Annotated in this window: 10 protein-coding genes; 5 read left to right on the top strand and 5 right to left on the bottom strand. The window is 72.5% G+C overall.

Translation table 11 applies throughout. The annotated features are described in order from the left end of the window. Positions 1-184: 184 nt before the first annotated feature. Genes GXW74_RS24515 through GXW74_RS24500 form a run of 4 tightly spaced genes read right to left on the bottom strand, consistent with a single transcriptional unit; the run spans position 185 to position 4981 of the window. The gene (locus GXW74_RS24515) at positions 185-604 is read right to left on the bottom strand and encodes a phytanoyl-CoA dioxygenase family protein (protein WP_211849225.1); all 420 of its coding nucleotides are present in this window, start codon (positions 602-604) and stop codon (positions 185-187) included. 42 nt (positions 605-646) lie between these two features. Further along, a complete protein-coding gene (locus tag GXW74_RS24510) occupies positions 647-1375 on the bottom strand; it encodes a hypothetical protein (protein ID WP_211849224.1) in 729 nt (242 codons plus the stop codon). After that, positions 1372-3897, bottom strand: a complete 2526-nt coding sequence (locus tag GXW74_RS24505) for an ATP-binding cassette domain-containing protein (RefSeq protein ID WP_211849223.1) — start codon at positions 3895-3897, stop codon at positions 1372-1374. Before GXW74_RS24505 ends, GXW74_RS24510 begins: the two co-directional genes overlap by 4 nt. Further along, the gene (locus GXW74_RS24500; protein ID WP_211849222.1) at positions 3890-4981 is read right to left on the bottom strand and encodes an ABC transporter permease subunit; all 1092 of its coding nucleotides are present in this window, start codon (positions 4979-4981) and stop codon (positions 3890-3892) included. The genes GXW74_RS24505 and GXW74_RS24500 overlap by 8 nt, the downstream gene beginning before the upstream one ends. Positions 4982-5018: 37 nt before the next feature. Between GXW74_RS24500 and GXW74_RS24495 the strand changes: the two genes are divergently transcribed. After that, positions 5019-6800: an extracellular solute-binding protein gene (locus tag GXW74_RS24495; protein WP_211849221.1), complete on the top strand. Its 1782-nt coding sequence runs from the start codon at positions 5019-5021 to the stop codon at positions 6798-6800. A 141-nt stretch (positions 6801-6941) separates the two neighbouring features. Here GXW74_RS24495 and GXW74_RS24490 read toward each other — a convergent pair whose 3' ends face one another. Then, positions 6942-9236 (bottom strand): TonB-dependent hemoglobin/transferrin/lactoferrin family receptor, encoded by a 2295-nt coding sequence (locus GXW74_RS24490; RefSeq protein WP_211849220.1) that lies wholly within the window; start codon positions 9234-9236, stop codon positions 6942-6944. A 334-nt stretch (positions 9237-9570) separates the two neighbouring features. Here GXW74_RS24490 and GXW74_RS24485 point away from each other — a divergent pair, with 334 nt between their 5' ends. The 4 genes from GXW74_RS24485 to GXW74_RS24470 are packed head-to-tail and all read left to right on the top strand — an operon-like array spanning position 9571 to position 18646. Further along, positions 9571-11040: an efflux transporter outer membrane subunit gene (locus tag GXW74_RS24485; RefSeq protein WP_211849219.1), complete on the top strand. Its 1470-nt coding sequence runs from the start codon at positions 9571-9573 to the stop codon at positions 11038-11040. Next, positions 11037-12407, top strand: coding sequence for an efflux RND transporter periplasmic adaptor subunit (locus GXW74_RS24480; protein ID WP_211849218.1), 1371 nt, complete (start codon positions 11037-11039; stop codon positions 12405-12407). Before GXW74_RS24485 ends, GXW74_RS24480 begins: the two co-directional genes overlap by 4 nt. 10 nt (positions 12408-12417) lie before the next feature. After that, positions 12418-15552: an efflux RND transporter permease subunit gene (locus GXW74_RS24475; protein ID WP_211849217.1), complete on the top strand. Its 3135-nt coding sequence runs from the start codon at positions 12418-12420 to the stop codon at positions 15550-15552. Between the two features lie 4 nt (positions 15553-15556). Beyond that, complete coding sequence (locus GXW74_RS24470) at positions 15557-18646, top strand: efflux RND transporter permease subunit (RefSeq protein ID WP_211849216.1); 3090 nt, start codon at positions 15557-15559, stop codon at positions 18644-18646. Positions 18647-18757 lie beyond the last annotated feature (111 nt).

Raw genomic sequence — 18757 nt, 5'->3', positions numbered from 1 at the left:
CCGCTGCAGCCGCGGAGAGGGGCGCCGCCCCTCTCCGCACCTCTCCCCGCCGAGGGCCGAAAGGCCCTCGGAACCCGTCACCCGGGCGGCCTCCCGCGTGGCGGGCGCGCCCCCTGAAGTCATGGTTTCCAAAGGCCTTTCGGCCTTTGGTGGGGTGGTCCGGAGGGGCAAGGCCCCTCCGGCTTCACAGCGACCATACCGATCGCCCCGTCACCGCCTCCCGATCCGGCCCGCGCGGCGGATCGACCAGCAGCAGCGTGCCCCGCCGGCAGCGCGGCACCACGGCCATCCGCGCGGCGCCGCGATGCGACCCGGGAAGGAAGCCCGTCCCGTCATTCCCCGGCCCCATGGCGTCGAGGCAGACCAGGACGTGCAGGAAGCGCCGCCGCCGCGTCGTGATGTAGCGGTTCGCCGCGTCGCGATGCCAGGCGATGCCGCTGCCGAAGCCCGTCGCCTTCTGGGTGATGTTGGTGAAATGGAAGACCGGCGCCGCATCGCCCAGGGCCCGCGACACGGCCGAAAGGACGCGCGGGCGGAGCAGCGCCCGCAGGAAGGCCGGCGAAACCAGGCAAGCTGGAGGTTTGCGCGCGGCGCCCGAGGGCACGAAACGGCCGATGCCGGCGGTCGCGAATGGCGGCCTTCGGTATCATGCGAAGCGGGCGAGCGCCTCGCGCGCCGCCGGATCGAGCGGCCTCAGCACCAGCCCGCTCGGCGCGCCCTCGGCGTCGAGGGCTTCCAGGTCCTCGCCGCTGGCGCGGAAGCCAGCGACGCTGCCGTCGCGCAGGTGCAGGTGGAAGTCGGGCCGCAGGATATTGGCGAAGCCCATGGCGGGCTTCACCTCCTCGATCCGCCCGCGCCAGCTCTGGCTGGCGGGACCGGCGACGATGCGGATCTCCACCTCCCCGCCGCTGGCGCGCAGGGCTTCCAGCGCCTCGCGGCCGGGATCGGTCGGCGGCGCATCCGGCGCCTGCGCGGGCGCTTCCGGCCTGGCGCGCGGCTCCAGCGCTGCCCCGGCCCAGCCCTGCACGGCGGCGTCGAAGGGTTCGAGCCCGTCCATGCCGATCACCGTCAGCAGCGCGGTGCCGTCCGCCGCCTGGAACTCGATGCGCGGGAAGACCTTGCCGCGCATGCCGCCGCTGCGGTCGGCGACGATCTGCGCGACCTGGTCCAGCGCCAGCGACGATTCATGGGCGGCGCCGCCGATCCGCAGCGTGCCGGCCTCCGCCGTCGCCGACTCGACTGGGCCGATGCGCTCATGCGTGGCACCGGCGCGGTTCAGCGTGACCATGCTGCGCCCGAGCGCGGGCAGCAGCGCGGCGGCCTGGACCGGCGTGGCGATCAGCAGGAAGCGGGTGGGCAGGTCGGTGTCGCTCATCGGACGTTCTCCGTGACGGGAAGGGATTGCGTCGCTCCCGGCCTGCGCCGGGCGACGATGCGGCCGGCGTCGAGGCACAGCTCCTCGTCGGCGAGGGCCGCGACCACGCGCGGGTCATGGGTGACGAGCAGGGCGGCGAAGCCGCGCGCCGCCTGCAGGCGGGCGAGCAGCGCCAGCACCTCGGCTTCCACGCTGCGGTCGAGCGCGGAGGTGGGTTCGTCGAGCAGCACGACGTCCGGGTCGGCGATCAGCGCGCGGGCGATCGCGACGCGCTGGCGCTGCCCGCCCGACAGCGCGGCGGGGCGCCGCGCCGCGAGTTCGGGGTCGAGCCCGACCTCGGCCAGCGCCGTCCGCACGCGCGCCGCGCGCTGGGCGGCGCCGAGCTGCGGCATGTGCAGCAGCAGCGGCTCGGCGAGGATGTCCCGCACCGACAGCCGGGGCGAGAGACTGGTCGCCGGGTTCTGGAACACGATCTGCGCGCGCCTCCGCCAGGCGCGGCCCGGCGGCAGCGGGCGGCCGTCGAGCAGCACCTCCCCGCGCGCATCCACGAGGCGCAGCAGCGCCAGCGCCAGCGAGGTCTTGCCGCAACCCGACGGCCCGGTGACGGCGAGGGTACGGCCGCGATGCAGGGCGAGGTCGATGCCGGCCAGCACCTCCGTCCGGCCATAGCGCACGGCGAGGTCGCGCACCTCCATCACCGGACGGCCCGGCGGCGGCGGGTCGCGCGGCGGCGGTGGCGGCGGCGCCAGCAGCCGTTGCAGCGCAGGCGGGGCAGTGGCCGCGAGGCGCTCGCGCGGCACCTCGGCGACGATTCGCCCTTCCTCCATGACCAGGATGCGGGAGGCGACGGCGCGCGCCGCATCGACGTCGTGGGTGATGAGCAGCAGCGCCATGCCGAGCCGCCCGCGCAGCCCGTCGAGCAGCGCGAGCAGCGTGCCGCGCAGCGTGGCGTCGAGCGAGGCGGTGGGCTCGTCGGCGAGGAGCAGCGCCGGGGACCGCGCGATCGCCATGGCGATGACGGCGCGCTGCTGCTGCCCGCCGGAGAAGGCGTGCGGCAGGGCGCGCGGGCGGGCCACGGCCTCGGGCAGGCCGACGAGGTCGAGCAGTTCCTGGGCCCGCGCCCGCGCGGCGGCGCGGCCGAGCCCGGCGGTCGCGGCCGCTTCCATCACCTGGCGGAGCACTGGATGCAGCGGGTTGAGCGCCGCCGCCGGCTCCTGGAAAACCAGCCCGATGCGGTCGCGCAGCAGGGCGCGGCGGACAGCTTCGGGCGCGCCCAGCATCTCCTGCCCGGCGATGCGGATGGAGCCGGCGATGCGGCTGGCCTGCGGCGGCGCCAGGCCGCAGGCGGCGAGCGCCGTCATCGTCTTGCCCGAGCCGGAATCGCCGAGCAGCGCCACCGCCTCCCCCGGCGCGACCACCAGGTTCACCCCGCGCAGCGCCCGCGTCGCGCCGACATCGAGTTCCAGCGCGCGGATCTCCAGCACCGCATCGGGGGCGCCGGGCGGCAGGGCGAGCGGTTCGACATGGCGGCGCGCCGGGGCGAGGCGCGGGTCGAGCGCATCGCGCAGCCTCTGCCCGAGCAGCGTGACCAGCAGCAGCACCCCGCCCAGCGCGCCGACCGCCGCCACGGCGAGCCAGGGCGCATGCAGGTTGTTGCGCGCCTGGGCGAGCATCTCGCCGAGGGACGGCGTGCCCGGCGGCAGTCCGAGGCCGAGCAGGTCGAGCCCCGCCAGCATGGTGATCGCGCCGGAGGCGAGGAAGGGCGCGATGGACAGCGTCGGCGCGAGCGCGTTCGGCAGGATGTGCACGCGCATGATGCGCGCGCCCGAGGCGCCCATCGCCACCGCCGCGCGGACGAAGTCCTGGGCGCGCAGGCGCAGGAACTCGGCGCGCGTGACGCCGGCGATCGCCATCCAGAAGAACAGCGACATCACCACGGCGAGGACCCAGATGTTGGGCGCCAGCGCGCTGGCGAGGATCATCAGCAGGAAGAGCAGCGGCACGCCGGCCCAGATCTCGGTCAGCCGCTGCAGCACGAGGTCGGTCAGCCCGCCCCGCCAGCCCTGCACCGCGCCGAGCAGCAGGCCGAGCAGCACCGAGGCGGCGGTGACGACCAGCCCGAAGCCGAGCGACAGCCGCAGCCCCCAGATCAGCCGCGCCAGAACGTCGCGCGCCTGGTCGTCGGTGCCGAGCGGATGCTGCCGGCTGGGTCCCGCCGGCGCGGCGCGCGGCAGGCCCGGGGCGACGGTGTCAGGCGCGAAGCGGATGGGCGGCCAGATCTGCACCGCGCCCTGGCGGGCGAGCAGCGCCTGCACCGCCGGGTCGTGGAAATCCGCCGGGATGGGCAGGCTGCCGCCGAGCTGGCGCTCGGTCGGCCGCGACATCGCCGGCGAGGTGAGCGCGCCATCCCGCCAAATCAGCACCGGCCGGTCATTGGCGACGAATTCGGCCGGCAGCACGAACAGCGCGACGGCAGCAAGGCCGATCGCGGGCCAGCTTCGCCAGAGCGGGATCTCAGCCACGCCGGGCCCCGAAGCCGATGCGCGGATCGACCGCGACGTAGAGCAGGTCGGAGGCGAGGTGCAGCATCAGGCCGAGCAGCGTCGCCAGCCACAGCGTGCCGAAGATGACCGGGAAGTCGCGCGACAGCGTCGCATCCACGCCGAGCAGGCCGAGGCCCTGCAGGCCGAACAGCGCCTCGATCAGCACGCCGCCGCCGAGCAGCATGCCGAGCAGCGCGCCCGGCAGCCCGGCGATCACCACCAGCATGGCATTGCGGAAGACATGGCCGAACAGCACGCGGCGGGGCGCGAGGCCCTTGGCGCGGGCGAGCAGCACGTAGGTCTTGCCGATCTCCTCGAGGAAGAGATTGCGCGTCATCAGCGCCAGCGAGGAAAAGCCGGCGATCACCATGGCCGCGACCGGCAGGCAGAGATGCCAGAGCCAGTCGAGGATGCGGGCGGGCCAGGAGAGTTCCGCCCAGTCGGCCGAGACCAGCCCGCCCGGCGGGAAGATCTGCCAGAACCGCCCGCCGGCGAAGAGCACCAGCAGCACCACGGCGATCACCATGGCGGGGATGGCATGCGCGACGACCGTCACTGCCGTCGCCGCCGCGTCGAAGCGCCCGCCGCGGCGCAGCGCCAATGCGATGCCGAGCGGCACCGCGACCAGGTAGGTGATCAGCGTGGACCACAGCCCGAGCGAGAGCGAGACCGGCAGCCGTTCGAGCAGCAGCGCCGCGACCGGGCGATCGAGGAAGAGCGAAGTGCCGAGGTCGAAGGCCAGCAGCCGCGTCAGCATCAGCCGGAAGCGTTCGAGCGGCGGCTTGTCGAAGCCGAACTGGCGCTCGATCTCGGCGACGAGGCGCGGGTCGAGGCCCTCGCTGCCGCGGTAGCGCAGGGCGGGCTCGGCCGCGGTGCCCTCGGCGGCGGTGGCGCCGAGGGCGCGCTCCGCGGCGTCCTGCACCTCGCCGTTCAGCGTGGCGAGGAGGTGTTCCACCGGCCCGCCGGGAGCCATCTGCGCCGCCGCGAAATTCAGGGCGACGATGGCGAGCAGGGTCGGCGGGATCAGCAGCAGGCGGTGGGCGATGTAGCGGCCGAGGCGCATCTGGACGCGGGGTCCTCCTTGGGGGTCATATATGCGAATGACTCGCATTTGCATATATGCGGCGGCGCTGCTGCTCCCCCTCTCCGCCGCGGCGCGCGACGACGCGGTCGCCGCGCATGGACAGCCCGCGCTGCCGGCAGGCTTCACGCATTTCCCGCATGTCCGCGCCGATGCGCCGAAGGGCTGTGCCATCCGCATGGCGCAGGCGGGCACCTTCGACACGCTGAACCCCTTCACCCTGCGCGGGCGCTTCGTGATGGGCGTGTGGAACTGGGTGCATGATCCGCTGCTGATGTCCTCGCCCGAGGAATCCCTCGTCTCCTATGCCCATCTGGCGGAACGGGTGGAGATCGACGAGCCGGCGCGGCGCGTGCGCTTCACCCTGCGGCAGACGGCGCGCTGGCACGACGGAAGGCCGGTCACGGCCGAGGATGTCGCCTTCACCGTCGCCGCGCTGGCGCGCCACGGCAGGCCGTTCCACCGCAGCCTGCTGGAGCGCGCGGACCCGCGCATCGAAGGCCCGCGCAGCATCAGCCTCGCCCTGCCGCCGGGCGAGGCGCGCCACGGCGCGCTGCGCCTGGGCGAGGTGCAGGTCCTGCCGCGCCACATCTGGGAAGGCCGCGATTTCGGCGCCCTGACCATGGAGCTGCCGGTCGGCAGCGGCCCCTATCGCGTGACCGGCGTCGAGCCCGGCCGGCGCGTGGTGTTCGGGCGCAACCGCGACTGGTGGGCGCGCGACCTGCCGACCGGCCGCGGCCGGCACAATTTCGACCGCATCGAGGTCACCTGGTACCGCGACCGCATCGCCGCCTTCGAGGGGCTGATGGCCGGCCGCGAGGACTGGATGCAGGAGCCCGACGCGCGTCGCTGGGCGGTCGGCTACGACCTGCCCCCGGTGCGCGAGGGGCGCATCCGCCGCATCGAGCAGCCGCACTGGTTCATCACCGGGATGAACGGCTTCGCCTTCAACCTGCGCCGCACCCGCTTCGCCGATCCGCGCGTGCGGGAGGCACTCGGCCTGCTGCTCGACTTCGAATGGGCGAACGCCGCCCTGTTCCACGGCGCCTTCCGCCGCACGGCGAGCTTCTTCGAGAATTCCGAACTCGCCGCCCGCGCCGCCCCCGATGCGGCGGAACGCGCGCTGATGGGGGAATTCCCCGGCCTGTTCCCTGCGGAGGCCTTCGAGCGCCCCTGGATGCCGCCACGCAGCGACGGCAGCGGCCGCGACCGCGCCGCGCTGGAACGCGCATTGGCGCTGCTCGACGCCGCCGGCTGGGCACCGCGGGAGGATGACGGGCGCCTGGTGAGCAAGGCGAGCGGCGAGCCCTTCTCCCTCTCGGTGCTGGCGCAGAGCAGTTCCCAGCAGGCGCTGGTCGGCGTGTGGTTCCGCGCCCTGCGGCGGGTCGGCATCGCGCCGCGCTTCGAGGTGGTGGACGCCGCCACCTTCACCGCGCGCACCCGCGCGCATGATTTCGACCTGGTCTTCCGCTTCACCATCCCGCCGGAATGGCCGGGGGCCGAGCAGCGCAACCTGTGGTCCTCCGAAGCCGCCGCGCGGCCCGGCAGCGGCAACCTGAACGGCATCGCCGATCCGGCGCTGGACGGGCTGCTCGGCCGGCTCGTCGCGGCGCAGGACCGCGCGACGCTGGTGACGACCGCGCGGGTGCTGGACCGCGCGCTGCAATGGCGCTGGCTGGTGGTGCCGGCGCATTACGACCCGGTGCGGCGGCTCGCCATCGCCGACCGCTTCGCCTGGCCGGAACGCCGCCCCCGCTACAGCTACGGCGACGACGCCTGGTGGTGCCGGGAGGCGGAGTAGGGCAGCGCGCCCGCGGCCGGTGCGGCCGCGGGTCCGAAGGTTGTCCGCCGCTGCCGGGCCGGAGCGGGTGCACGCGGATGGAGACCGCTCCGGCGCTCCGGCGCGCCGGCGCGCCGGCGCCGGAGCAGGGCCGCCGCCGCCTCACCAGGTGACGCGCATGCCGACGCGGAAGGTGCGGCCCGGTGCGACCTGCAGTTCGATCGGGTTGGCCGCCTTGGTGGCATCGGTGGTGAATTGCGACTGGTTGTAGCTGGTTCCGCCCGGCGCGAGGGGCAGGTAGCGCGTGTCGAGCAGGTTCATGATGCCGCCGTTGAGCTCGACGAAGGGCAGCGGCCGCCAGGTCGCGAGCAGGTCGAACACCTGGTAGGACTTCGGCAGGTAGAGCTGGGAGGTGCTCGCCCGCGTGACCTCGGAGGCGTAGGTGCCGTTGAGGGTGACGGTGGTGCCCCAGTCCCGGCTGTCGTAGGTGATGCCGGCGGTCATGTTCAGCGGCCGCGCGCCGTCGAAGGCGGTGCGGCGGGAGGTCGGCGTGGCGCGCTGCCAGCCTTCCTGCCAGGAAGCGCCGCCGGTCAGCGTCCATTCGCGCGCGAAGCGCCAGGCGCCGGCGAACTCGACGCCGTGCACCGTCACCTCGCTGAGGTTCTGGTAGGTGATGTCGATCGTGCCCGGGATCGACACGAAGCTCTGGATGAAGTCCTGGTAGTCGACGCGGAAGGCGCCGAGGCTGGCATAGGCGTTGGGGAGCTGCACCCGGATGCCGCCTTCGATGCTGCGCGCCTGTTCGGGCTTCAGGTTCGGGTTCGGCACCAGGTTGAAGGTCGTGCCCGGCAGCGAGGTGAAGAGCTGCTCGGCGGTCGGCATCTTGAAGCCTTCGCCGTAGTTCCCGTAGAGCGACCAGGTCTCGTCGAGCCGGTAGATCGCGCCGAAGCCGAAGGAGACGTTGTCGCGGTCCTGGGTCTCCGGCTCCGCGCCCGGCACGGCGCGGTAGTCGGCATCGGGGCGCGGCGAGATGCGCGTGTTGGAATAGCGCAGGCCCGGCACCAGGGTCAGCCGGCCGTCGAAGATGTTGATCTCGTCCTGGAGATAGAAGTCGAGGCGCCTGGTGTCGGCATTGGCGAAGTTGAAGCCGCCGGCACGCGCGACGGTCTGCCGGCCGGTGGTCAGGTTCACCGTCACGTCCTCGCGCTCATAGTCCGTCGCGGTGTCGCTCGCGGAGACGCCGTAGGTCAGGACGTGCCGCATGCCGGCGAGGGTGAAGCTGGAATTGAGCTGGAGCTCGCCCTGCAGAACGTCCTCGGAATAGGTCAGGCGGTCGGCGATGCGGATGTACTGGCCATTCGACTGCCGGCGCTCGCGCAGGCCCGTGCGGTCGATCTCCTGCGGCATGTAGCCGACCATGACGCGCACGCCGTCGAGCCAGCCGTAGTCGGGCCGCCAGTCCACGTCGGCCGAGAAGAGCCGGCGGTCGACCGCCTGCTGCCGGTACCAGAAGACGTTGGTGAAGCCGCCGGTCGCCGGGCCGAGGTCGTATCGCTGGTCCACATCGGTGGCCCGCTGAAGGATGTCGGCGGTGAAGCGCGCCCGCAGGTTCGGCAGGGGCTGCCAGACCGCTCGGAAGAAGTAGCTGTCCGAGGCGATGTCCTGCGCGTCGAAGCGGTTGCAGGGCGTGGCCCCGGCCGCAAGGTTGCGCGTGCAGTTCCAGATGCCGTCGGGGGAGCGGGAATTGTTGCGCGACTGTTCCTGCGCGTCGCGCCGCTGGTAGGAGAACATCGCCGACCAGTCCTCCACCTGGCCGGCGACGGTGACGCGGCTCTGGATGCTCTCGTCGAGCGAGGAGTAGCTGGCGATCATCTCGCCGCCCCAGACCCGGCCGGGCTGGATGTAGTCGGTGGGGTTGCGGGTGATGAAGTTCACCACGCCGCCCAGCGCGTCCGAGCCGTAGAGGACGGAGCCCGGCCCGCGCACCACCTCGACCCGGTTGAGGTTCCACGGATCGACGACGTCGCGCGTGCCGTCGGTGATGCGTTCGATGGTGCGGAAGCCGTCCACCAGGGTCAGCACGCGGTTGCCGCCGACACCGCGGATGGTGATGCCGCCGATGCTGCTGAAGGGATCCGTGCCGGTGGTCTGGCGGTTCACCGTGACGCCGGGGGTGTAGCGGAAGACGTCCTCGATGTTGCGGGAGAGCTGGCGGTCGATCTCCTCCCCCGTGATCACGTCCACCGTCGCCGGCGTGTCGAACAGCCGCCGCGGATTGCGCATCGCGGTGGTGGCGACGGGGGGCAGGATGGTGATCGGCGGCAGCCGGACCTCGCCGGCCTGGGCGGCCGGATCGGCGGCGGCGGGCGGCGTCTCGGGCGCGGGGCTCGCCGGGGCGCCGGTGGTCTGCGCCGCCGCCTGCGCGGCGGCGAGCATCGAACCGACGACGCAGGCCATGAGCTTTCGGTGCGGCGCGGGGCTGACGACTCCCGGACGCGATGTGGGCATGGGGGCGCGCGACATGGTGATGGCCTTTGCTGTCATTTTTCCGTGCGTATGCAAATGCGACTCATTCGCATTGTCAATGTAACAGGACCAATCCAGTCCCGATTTTCCGACGTCGCGGCCGAACCCTGCCGGAGCACCGGCCGGCCACCCGGCTTCGCCCGTCACGCGGAGGCCGTCCGCCCGACGGCCGCAACGCTCGGTTTCCTTTCGATACTGGCGGCGCCGCGCGCAGCGGGCCAAAAAGAGCGGCGAAGGGGTGTGCCCATGGTCGCAACGCAGCCTGATGTTCAGTTCCGCATCATCCGATCCGTCATTGCTGCGACTCGGCGCGCCGGCCTGCGCGCTGATCCTCTCCGTCGCCCTCGCCGCCTGCGCGCTGCCGATCGAGCCGGCTGAATCCGGCATCGGCGCGCCGGACCGCTTCGTCGCCGGCGGCGCCGCGCCGGCGCCCGCGGCGGCGCCCGATCCGGCATGGTGGCGCGAATTCGGCGCGCCGGACCTCGACCGGCTCATGGCGGCGGCGATGGAGGGCAATCTCGACATGGCGGCGGCGATCGCCCGCATGCGCCAGGCGGATGAGGCATTGCGGATCGCCGGCGCGCAGCTCCTGCCGCTGGTCGAAGGCAGCGCGTCCGTCGGCCGGGCGCGCGGCACCTCCGCCACGCCGGGCGTGCCCGCCAATGCGGGGCGGCAGTATGGCGGCTCGGTCCAGGCGAGCTACCAGATCGACTTCTGGGGCGGCCTGCAGGCGCAGGAACGGGCGGCCCGCGACAGCGTCGCCGCCGCCGAGTTCGGCATCGGCACCGTGACGCTCACCACGCAATCCGCGGTCGCTTCCACGCTGTTCGACCTGCTCGGCGCGCGGGAGCAGCTCGCCGTCCAGCAGGACAACCTGCGGATCGCCGAACGCACGCTCGCGATCCTGCGCCAGAGGCTCGCCGCCGGCACGGCGACGGGGCTCGACGTCGCCCAGCAGGAGGCCGTCGTCGCGCAGCAGCGCGCGCAGATCCCGCCCCTGCAGCAGACGGTGGAGGCCGACACCTTCGCGCTCGCCACCCTGGCGGGGCTGCGGCCGGCGGACATCACCGTGACCGGGCAGCGGCTCACCGCCATCCGCGTGCCGGAGATCGCGCCCGGCCTGCCCTCGGCGCTGCTTGCACGGCGGCCCGATGTGCGGCTGGCGGAGGCGAACCTCGCCGCCGCCAGCGCCGACGTCGCCGCGGCGCGCGCCGCGCTGTTTCCCACCATCGCGCTGACCGCCGAGGGCGGCTTGCAGAGCATCGCCCTGCAGACGCTGCTGCGCCCGGGGGCGACGATCTACAGCATCGCCGTCGGCCTGACCCAGACGCTGTTCGACGGCGGCGCGCTGCGCGCGCAGCTCGCGCAGACGCGCGCACGGCGGGAGGAGCTGCTGGCGACCTACCGCCAGGCAATCCTCGCCGCGCTGCAGGACACCGAGACCAGCCTGTCCGCGCTGCAGCGCAACCGGGAACTGGTCGTGCTGCAGACCGCCCGCGCGGAGGCCGCCCAACGCGCCTATGCTGTGGCCGAGGCGCAATTCCGCGCCGGCACGATCGACCTGCTGACGGTGCTCAACACCCAGACCACCCTGTTCAATGCCCGATCGGCGCTGGCGCAGGCGCAGGCCTCGCGCCTGCAGGCGGCTGCCGCGCTGTTCACCGCGCTGGGCGGCGGCTGGACGGTGGAGAGCGTGCGCCTGGCCCAGGCCGGCGCCGGAAGGACGACGCCATGAACGAGCTGCCGCGCCCGCCGCTGCCCGAGCCGCCGGGTACGCTGGAATCGGCGCCCCCGCAGCGCCGCCGGCGCGTCTGGCGCTGGCTGGTGCTGCTGGTGCTGCTCGGCGGCGGCGGGTGGTATGCGTGGCAGCGCGGCTGGCTGCCCGTTGCCTCGCCGGCGCAGCGCGCGGCGACGGCGGCGGCGCCGGCGGGCTTCGGCCCTTCGGGCGGGCCGCGCGGGCGCGGCGGCTTCTCGGTGCCGGTCAGCGCGGCGGAGGCGGCGGTGACGGAGGTGCCCATCGTGCTCGACGCGCTCGGTACGGTGCAGGCCTTCAACACCATCACCATCGTGCCGCAGGTCACCGGCCGCATCACCGAGATCGCCTTCACCGAAGGGCAGGAGGTGAAGGCGGGCGACGTGCTGGTGCGGCTCGACCCGCGCGCCTACCAGGCCGCGCTCGACCAGGCGGTCGCCACCAAGGCGCAGCGGGAGGCGCAGCTCGCCAATGCGCGGCTCGACCTGCAGCGCTACACGCAGCTCGTGCGCAGCAACGGCGCGTCGCAGCAGACGCTCGACACGCAGCGCGCGACCGTCGCGCAGCTCGAGGCGCAGGTGCAGTACGACCAGGCGACGATCGACAGCGCGCGGGTGCAACTGGACTACACGGTGATCCGTTCCCCGGTGGATGGGCGCGTCGGGCTGCGCCAGGTCGATATCGGCAACCTGGTGCAGAGCAGTTCCGGCGGCATCGTCACGGTGACGCAGATCCGCCCGATCAGCATCACCTTCACCCTGCCGCAGCAGGCGCTCCCGCAGGTGATGCAGGCGATCGCCGACGGCCCGGTGCAGGTGGAGGCGCGGCTGCCGGCCACCACGGTCCCGCGTGCGAACGGCGCGCCGCCGCCGGCCAACCCGGTCGGCACGCTGGTCACGGTGGACAACCAGGTGGACCAGGCGACCGGCACGATCCGGCTGAAGGCCACCTTTGCCAATGACGACCAGCGGCTCTGGCCCGGCGCCTTCGTCAACATCCGCCTGCAGGTGGCGATGCTGCGGGACGTCACCGCCATTCCGCTGGTTGCGGTGCAGCGCGGGCCGGACGGACCCTACGCCTTCGTCGTGAGGGCCGACAGCACGGTGGAGCAGCGGCCGCTGACGCTCGGCGTGGTGTCCGGCACCCAGGCGGTGGTGGAACGCGGGCTGCGGCCGGGCGAACGCGTGGTGACATCCGGCGCGCTGCGCCTCGTCGCCGGCGCCACGGTGCAAGTGGCCGAGCCGGTGCGCCCGCCGCCGAGTGCCCCGCAGCCGCAGCGGCGCCGCCCGCAGCAGCGCGGCGAACCGCCCGCGGGGCTGCCGCCGGGACCGCCCGGCGGGCCGAGGTGACGCGCGGAGAATGAACATCTCCGCCCCCTTCATCGCGCGGCCGATCGCCACCTCGCTGCTCGCGGTCGCGGTGCTGCTCGCCGGGCTCTACGGCTATCTGCGCCTGCCGGTGTCCTCGCTGCCGGAGGTCGATTTCCCGACCATCCAGGTGACGACGCAGCTTCCCGGCGCGTCCCCCGACACGGTCGCGGTGCTGGTCACGGCCTCGCTCGAGAGGCAGCTCGCGCAGATCGCGGGGCTCAACGAGATCGTCTCGGTCAGCGGGCCGGGCGTCAGCCGCATCACGCTGCAGTTCAACCTCGGGCGCGACATCGACGACGCGGCGCAGGACGTGCAGGCGGCGATCAACGCGGCGCGCGGCACCCTGCCCTCCTCCCTGCCCTACCCACCGACCTACGCCAAGGTGAACCCGGCGGACCCGCCGATCCTGACGCTCGCGCTAACCTCCGACACGCTGCCGGTCGCGCGGCTGTCGGATGCGGTGGACACGCTGCTCGCACAGCGGCTGGCGCAGGTCGGCGGCGTCGGGCGCGTCGCCGTGCAGGGCAACATGCGGCCGGCCGTGCGGCTGCAGGTCGATCCCCACCGGCTGGCCGCCTACAACCTCGGGCTCGAGGATGTCAGGACCGCGATCGTCGCGGCCAATGTCGCCGGGCCGAAGGGATCGGTGGATGGGCCGCAGCAGGCCTCGGCGGTGATGGCGAACGACCAGCTCACCGCGCCTTCCGCCTTCGAGAACGTCATCATCGCCTGGCGCGGGGATGCGCCGGTGCGCCTGCGCGATGTCGGCGCCGCGGTCGAGGACCTCGAGAACACGCTCACCGCCGCCTGGCACAACGGCCGGCCGGCGATCCTGGTGGACGTGCAGCGCCAGCCGGGGGCGAACATCGTCGCAACGGTCGCCGCCCTGCGGGCGCAGCTGCAGACACTGGAGCGCGCCCTGCCGGCCGGCACGCAGCTTTCCATCGTCGCCGACCGCACCGAGATGATCCGCGCCTCGGTGACCGAGGTGCAGATGACGCTGGTCATCGCCATCGTGCTGGTGGTGCTGGTGATCTTCCTGTTCCTGCGCACGGTGCGCGCGACCATCGTGCCCGGCATCGCGCTGCCGCTGTCGATCGTCGGCACCTTCGGGGTGATGGCGCTGTGCGGCTACACCATCGACAACCTCTCGCTGATGGCGCTGGTCATCGCGACCGGCTTCATCGTCGACGACGCCATCGTGATGATCGAGAACGTCGTGCGCTTCGTCGAGAAGGGCATGCCGCCGCTGGAAGCGGCCTATGAGGGCGCGCGGCAGATCGGCTTCACCATCGTCTCGCTGACCGTCTCGCTGATCGCGGTCTTCATCCCGCTGCTGTTCATGGAGGGCGTGGTCGGGCGGCTGTTCCGCGAATTCGCCATCGTGCTGTCGGTCTCGGTGCTGGTGTCGATGGTGATCTCCCTGACGCTGACGCCGATGATGTGCGGCTACCTGCTCCGCCCGGCGGAGGAGGAACGCCCCGGCGCGATCAACCGCGCCTTCGAGGCAGGGTTCGAGGCGCTGCGCCGCGCCTATGCGCGCAGCCTCGCCTGGGCGCTGCGGCGGGAAGGGCTGATGCTCGCCCTCGCCGCGCTGACGCTGGGCGGCACCGTCTGGCTCTATGTCGCCGTACCCAAGGGCTTCCTGCCGCTGCAGGACACCGGGATCATCACCATCACGACCGAGGCGCCGCAGGACGTCTCCTTCCGCCGCATGACGGACCTGCAACGGCAGTTGGCGGAGATCGTCGCGCAGGACCCGGAGGTGGCCTCCGTCGCCTCGGTGGCCGGTGCGGGCACCATCAACCCGGCGCAGAACACCGGGCGGCTGACCGTGGTGCTGCGGCCACGCGCGGAACGCCACGACGAGACGCAGGCGGTGCTCGACCGGCTGGCGCCGCGCCTCGCCGCGATTCCGGGCATCGTCGCCTATCCGCAGCTCGTGCAGGACATCCAGATCGGCACGCGAGCCTCCAGCACCCAGTACCAGTACACGCTGATGGATTCCTCGGCCGTCGAGCTCGCCACCTGGGCGCCGCGGCTGCTCGAGGCGCTGCGCGCCCTGCCCGAGCTGCGCGACGTCGCGACCGACCAGCGGGAGGACGGGCTGCGCCTGGCGCTGGAGGTGGACCGCGCGCGCGCCGCGCGGCTCGGCGTGACGATGCAGGCGATCGACGACACGCTCTACAACGCCTTCGGCCAGCGCCAGATCAGCACCATCTACGGGCAGAGCAACCAGTACCGCGTGGTGCTGGAGATCGATCCGGCGATGGCGAGCGACCCCGCCGTGATCGGGCAGTTGCGCGTGCCGGGCAGCAGCTCCGTCACCGCCAATGGCAGCACGACCACGACCAGCGCACAGGTGCCGCTCGCCGAGCTCGCCACCATCGCCCGCCTGCCCGGGCCGCTGACGGTGACACGGCAGGACCAGTTCCCGGCGGTGACGCTCAGCTTCAACCTCGCTCCCGGCGTCTCGCTCGGGGAGGCGGTGGCGGCCGTCGCGCGCGCCGAGAGCGAGCTCGGCATGCCCGACACCATCGTCGGCAGCTATGGCGGCGACGCGGCGGAATTCATGCGGTCCCTGGCGGGCCAGGGCTGGCTGATCCTCGCCGCGATCATCGTGATCTACATCGTGCTCGGCGTGCTGTACGAGAGCGTGATCCATCCGATCACCATCCTCTCGACCCTGCCTTCGGCCGGCATCGGGGCGCTGCTCGCGCTGCGGATGTTCGGGCTCGACCTGTCGGTGGTCGGGCTGATCGGCATCGTGCTGCTGATGGGCATCGTCAAGAAGAACGCCATCATGATGATCGACTTCGCGATCGACGCGCAGCGCGAGCACGGGATGTCGCCGCGCGAGGCGATCACCGAGGCCTCCATCCTGCGCTTCCGCCCCATCATGATGACGACCCTCGCCGCGATCCTCGGCGCGGTGCCGCTGGTGATGGGCCATGGCGCGGGCAGCGAGCTGCGCCTGCCGCTCGGCATCTCGGTGATCGGCGGGCTGCTGCTGAGCCAGGTCATCACGCTCTACACCACGCCGGTGATCTACCTGGCGATGGAGGCGCTGCGCGCCCGCGCCGCCGCGCTGGTCCATCGCCCGCGGGCGCAGCCGGCGGAATAGCGCCATGGCGATCTCCGCCCCCTTCATCGCCCGCCCGATCGGCACCTCGCTGCTGGCGATCGGCCTCGCGCTCGCGGGGATCGTCGCCTATTTCGACCTGCCGGTCGCACCCCTGCCGAAGGTCGATTTCCCGACCATCGCCGTCAGCGCCAGCCAGCCCGGCGCCGATCCGATCATCATGGCCTCCTCCGTCGCCGCGCCGCTGGAACGGCGCCTCGGCGAGATCCCGGGCGTGACGGAGATGACCTCCACCTCCAGCCTGGGCAGCGCGAACGTCATCGTGCAGTTCGACCTGTCGCGCTCCATCGCCTCCGCCGCGCGCGACGTGCAGGCGGCGATCAACGCGGCGGGGCCCGACCTGCCCTCGGGGCTGACGGCCCCGCCCTCCTTCCGCAAGCTGAACCCCGCCGATGCGCCGGTGCTGATCCTCGCGCTGACGTCCGACACGGTGGCGCCGGGCGTCATCTACGATGCCGCCGACAGCATCCTCGCCCCGCGCATCGCGCAGGTGTCGGGCACCGCGCAGGTGAGCCTCGCCGGCGCCGAGCAGCCCGCCATCCGCGTCTCGGTGGACCCCGCCGCCGCGGCCGCGGCCGGCATCTCCTTCGACCAGATCCGCACCTCCATCACCCGCGCCAACGTCACCCAGGCGACCGGCTTCATCGATGGGCCGGAGCAATCCGCCACCATCTCGGTCAACGACCGGCTGACCACGCCCGGCGAATTCGCCTCCGTCGTGGTCCACCGTTCCGGCGATGCGCTGGTCCGGCTCGACAGCATCGCCCGTGTCGAGCAGGGTCCGCGCGACCGCCGCCAGGCCGGCCTCTACAACGGGCGGCCCGCCGTCATCGTCACCGTCTACAAGCAGGCCGACGCCAATGTGCTGGAGGTGGTGGACAACATCCGCGCGCTGCTGCCGGACCTGCAGCGCTGGATGCCGGCGGGCATCGACGTCGCCATCATGCGCGACCGGTCGCAGTCCATCCGCGACAGCGTGAAGGAGGTGGAGCACGCGCTGCTGATCAGCATCGTCCTGGTCGTGCTGGTGGTCGCCGCCTTCCTGCGGCGCAAGTCGGCGATCTTCGCCGCCGGCGTAGCGGTGCCGCTCTCCCTGCTCGGCACCATCGGCTGCATGTGGCTGGCGGGGTTCTCGCTCAACAACTTCACGCTGATGGCGCTGACCATCTCGGTCGGCTTCGTGGTGGACGACGCCATCGTGATGATCGAGAACATGGCCCGCTTCACCGAGCGCGGCATGAAGCCGATGGAAGCGGCGCTGGAAGGCGCGCGGCAGATCGGCTTCACCGTCGTCTCGATCAGCCTGTCGCTGGTCGCGGTGTTCATCCCGCTGCTCTTCATGGGCGGGCTGGTGGGGCGCATGCTGCGCGAATTCGCCGCGACGCTGACCATCGCCGTCGCGATCTCCGCGCTCATCTCGCTGACCGTCACGCCCATGCTGGCGGCGCATCTCGCCAGCCGCACGCCGCGCCCGCCCGGCTGGTTCGGCCGCGCCTTCGAAGCGGGGATGGACCGGCTGATCGCGGGCTACATCCGCAGCCTCGCGGTCGCGCTGCGCTGGCGGCGGACCATGCTGGCGCTCACCTTCGGCCTCGTGGGGCTGACCGTCTGGCTCTACACGGTGGTGCCGAAGGGCTTCTTCCCCGACCAGGACAGCGGGCTGATCTTCGGCTTCGTCCAGGCGCAGCCCGACACCTCCTTCCAGCAGATGACCGTCTACCAGCAACGGGTGATGGAGGTGATCCGCGCCGATCCGGCGGTGGAGAACGTCTCCGCCTCGGTCGGCGGCGGAGGGTTCTTCGGTTCCTCCGCCTCGGTGCGGCTGCAACTGACGCTGGTGCCGCAGGCGCAGCGGCCGGGGATCAATGCGAACGACGTCATCAACCGGCTGCGCCGGCCGCTCGCCACCGTGACCGGCGTGCAGACCTTCATGCGCCCGGTCTCCGACATCGTCGTCGGCGGGCGGCAGGGCAATGCATCCTACCAGTACGTGCTGCTGACGCCGGACATCGAGGAGCTCTTCACCTGGAGCGAGGCGCTGGTCCGCCAGCTCCGCACCGTGCCGCAGATCGAGGACGTGTCGAGCGACCAGCAGCGCACCGGCCTCGTCTCCCGCCTGATCATCGACCGCGACGCGGCGGCGCGGCTAGGGATCTCCGTGCAGGCGCTCGACGCGGCGCTGAACAACGCCTTCGCGCAGCGGCAGGTCTCGACCATCTACCGCACGCGCAACCAGTATCGCGTGGTGCTGGAGATCGACCCGCTGCTGACCGAGGCGCCGGAGAATCTCGACCGCATCTTCCTGCCCGGCCGCGACGGGCCGGTGCCGCTCGGCGCGGTGACGCGGCTGGAACGCAGCATCTCCCCGCGCCAGATCACCCACCAGGGGCTGTTCCCCGCGGCGGCCATCAGCTTCAACCTGGCGGAAGGCGTCTCGCTCGGCGAAGCTGCGGCGGCGATCGAGAAGGCGGCGCTCGACATCCAGATGCCGGCCTCGGTGCGCGGCGAATTCGCCGGCAATGCGCGCAGCTTCAGGGACTTCCAGTCAGGGCTGCCGCTGCTGATCCTCGCCGCGGTGCTGGCCATCTACATCGTGCTGGGCGTGCTGTACGAGAGCCTGATCCATCCGCTGACCATCCTCTCGACGCTGCCGACGGCGGGGATCGGCGCGCTGCTGGCGCTGCTCGCCACCGGGCTGTCCTTCACGCTGATCGCGCTGATCGGCGTGATCCTGCTGATGGGCATCGTGAAGAAGAACGCCATCATGATGGTGGACTTCGCGCTGGAGCACGAGCGCGCGGGCGGCGAAGGCGGCATGCAGGCCATCCTGGAAGCCTGCCGCGAACGCTTCCGGCCGATCCTGATGACCACGCTGGCGGCGCTGTTCGGCGCCGTCCCGCTGGCGCTGGCGACCGGCGCGGGGGCCGAGCTGCGCTCGCCGCTCGGCATCACCATCATCGGCGGGATGATCCTGTCGCAGGTGCTGACGCTGTACACGACGCCGGTGGTGTACCTGGCGCTGGAACGGCTCGCGACGGCGCGGCGGAAGCCGCTGCGGCGGTTGGCGGGGGTTTGATGAGGTTGGAGGGGCCCTGCCCCTCCAAGCCACCCCGCCAAAGGCCGAAAGGCCTTTGGAATCCATCACCTGGCGCCGTGCGCGTCCGTCACGGCCTGCACCACCCGCGCT

The sequence above is a fragment of the Neoroseomonas eburnea genome (assembly GCF_018129005.1).
GTDB classification, from domain to species: Bacteria; Pseudomonadota; Alphaproteobacteria; order Acetobacterales; family Acetobacteraceae; genus Neoroseomonas; species Neoroseomonas eburnea.
The sequence above is the reverse complement of the archived record's forward strand: the minus strand, read 5'-3'. Positions and strand labels throughout refer to the sequence as shown.

Excerpts from the sequence above, each read along its gene's own strand:
- GXW74_RS24510 (WP_211849224.1), bottom strand. The coding sequence starts at position 1,375 with ATGAGCGACACCGACCTGCCCACCCGCTTCCTGCTGATCGCCACGCCG.
- GXW74_RS24500 (WP_211849222.1), bottom strand. The coding sequence starts at position 4,981 with ATGCGCCTCGGCCGCTACATCGCCCACCGCCTGCTGCTGATCCCGCCG.
- GXW74_RS24495 (WP_211849221.1), top strand. The coding sequence starts at position 5,019 with ATGACTCGCATTTGCATATATGCGGCGGCGCTGCTGCTCCCCCTCTCC.
- GXW74_RS24490 (WP_211849220.1), bottom strand. The coding sequence starts at position 9,236 with ATGGCCTGCGTCGTCGGTTCGATGCTCGCCGCCGCGCAGGCGGCGGCG.
- GXW74_RS24485 (WP_211849219.1), top strand. The coding sequence starts at position 9,571 with ATGTTCAGTTCCGCATCATCCGATCCGTCATTGCTGCGACTCGGCGCG.
- GXW74_RS24480 (WP_211849218.1), top strand. The coding sequence starts at position 11,037 with ATGAACGAGCTGCCGCGCCCGCCGCTGCCCGAGCCGCCGGGTACGCTG.
- GXW74_RS24475 (WP_211849217.1), top strand. The coding sequence starts at position 12,418 with ATGAACATCTCCGCCCCCTTCATCGCGCGGCCGATCGCCACCTCGCTG.
- GXW74_RS24470 (WP_211849216.1), top strand. The coding sequence starts at position 15,557 with ATGGCGATCTCCGCCCCCTTCATCGCCCGCCCGATCGGCACCTCGCTG.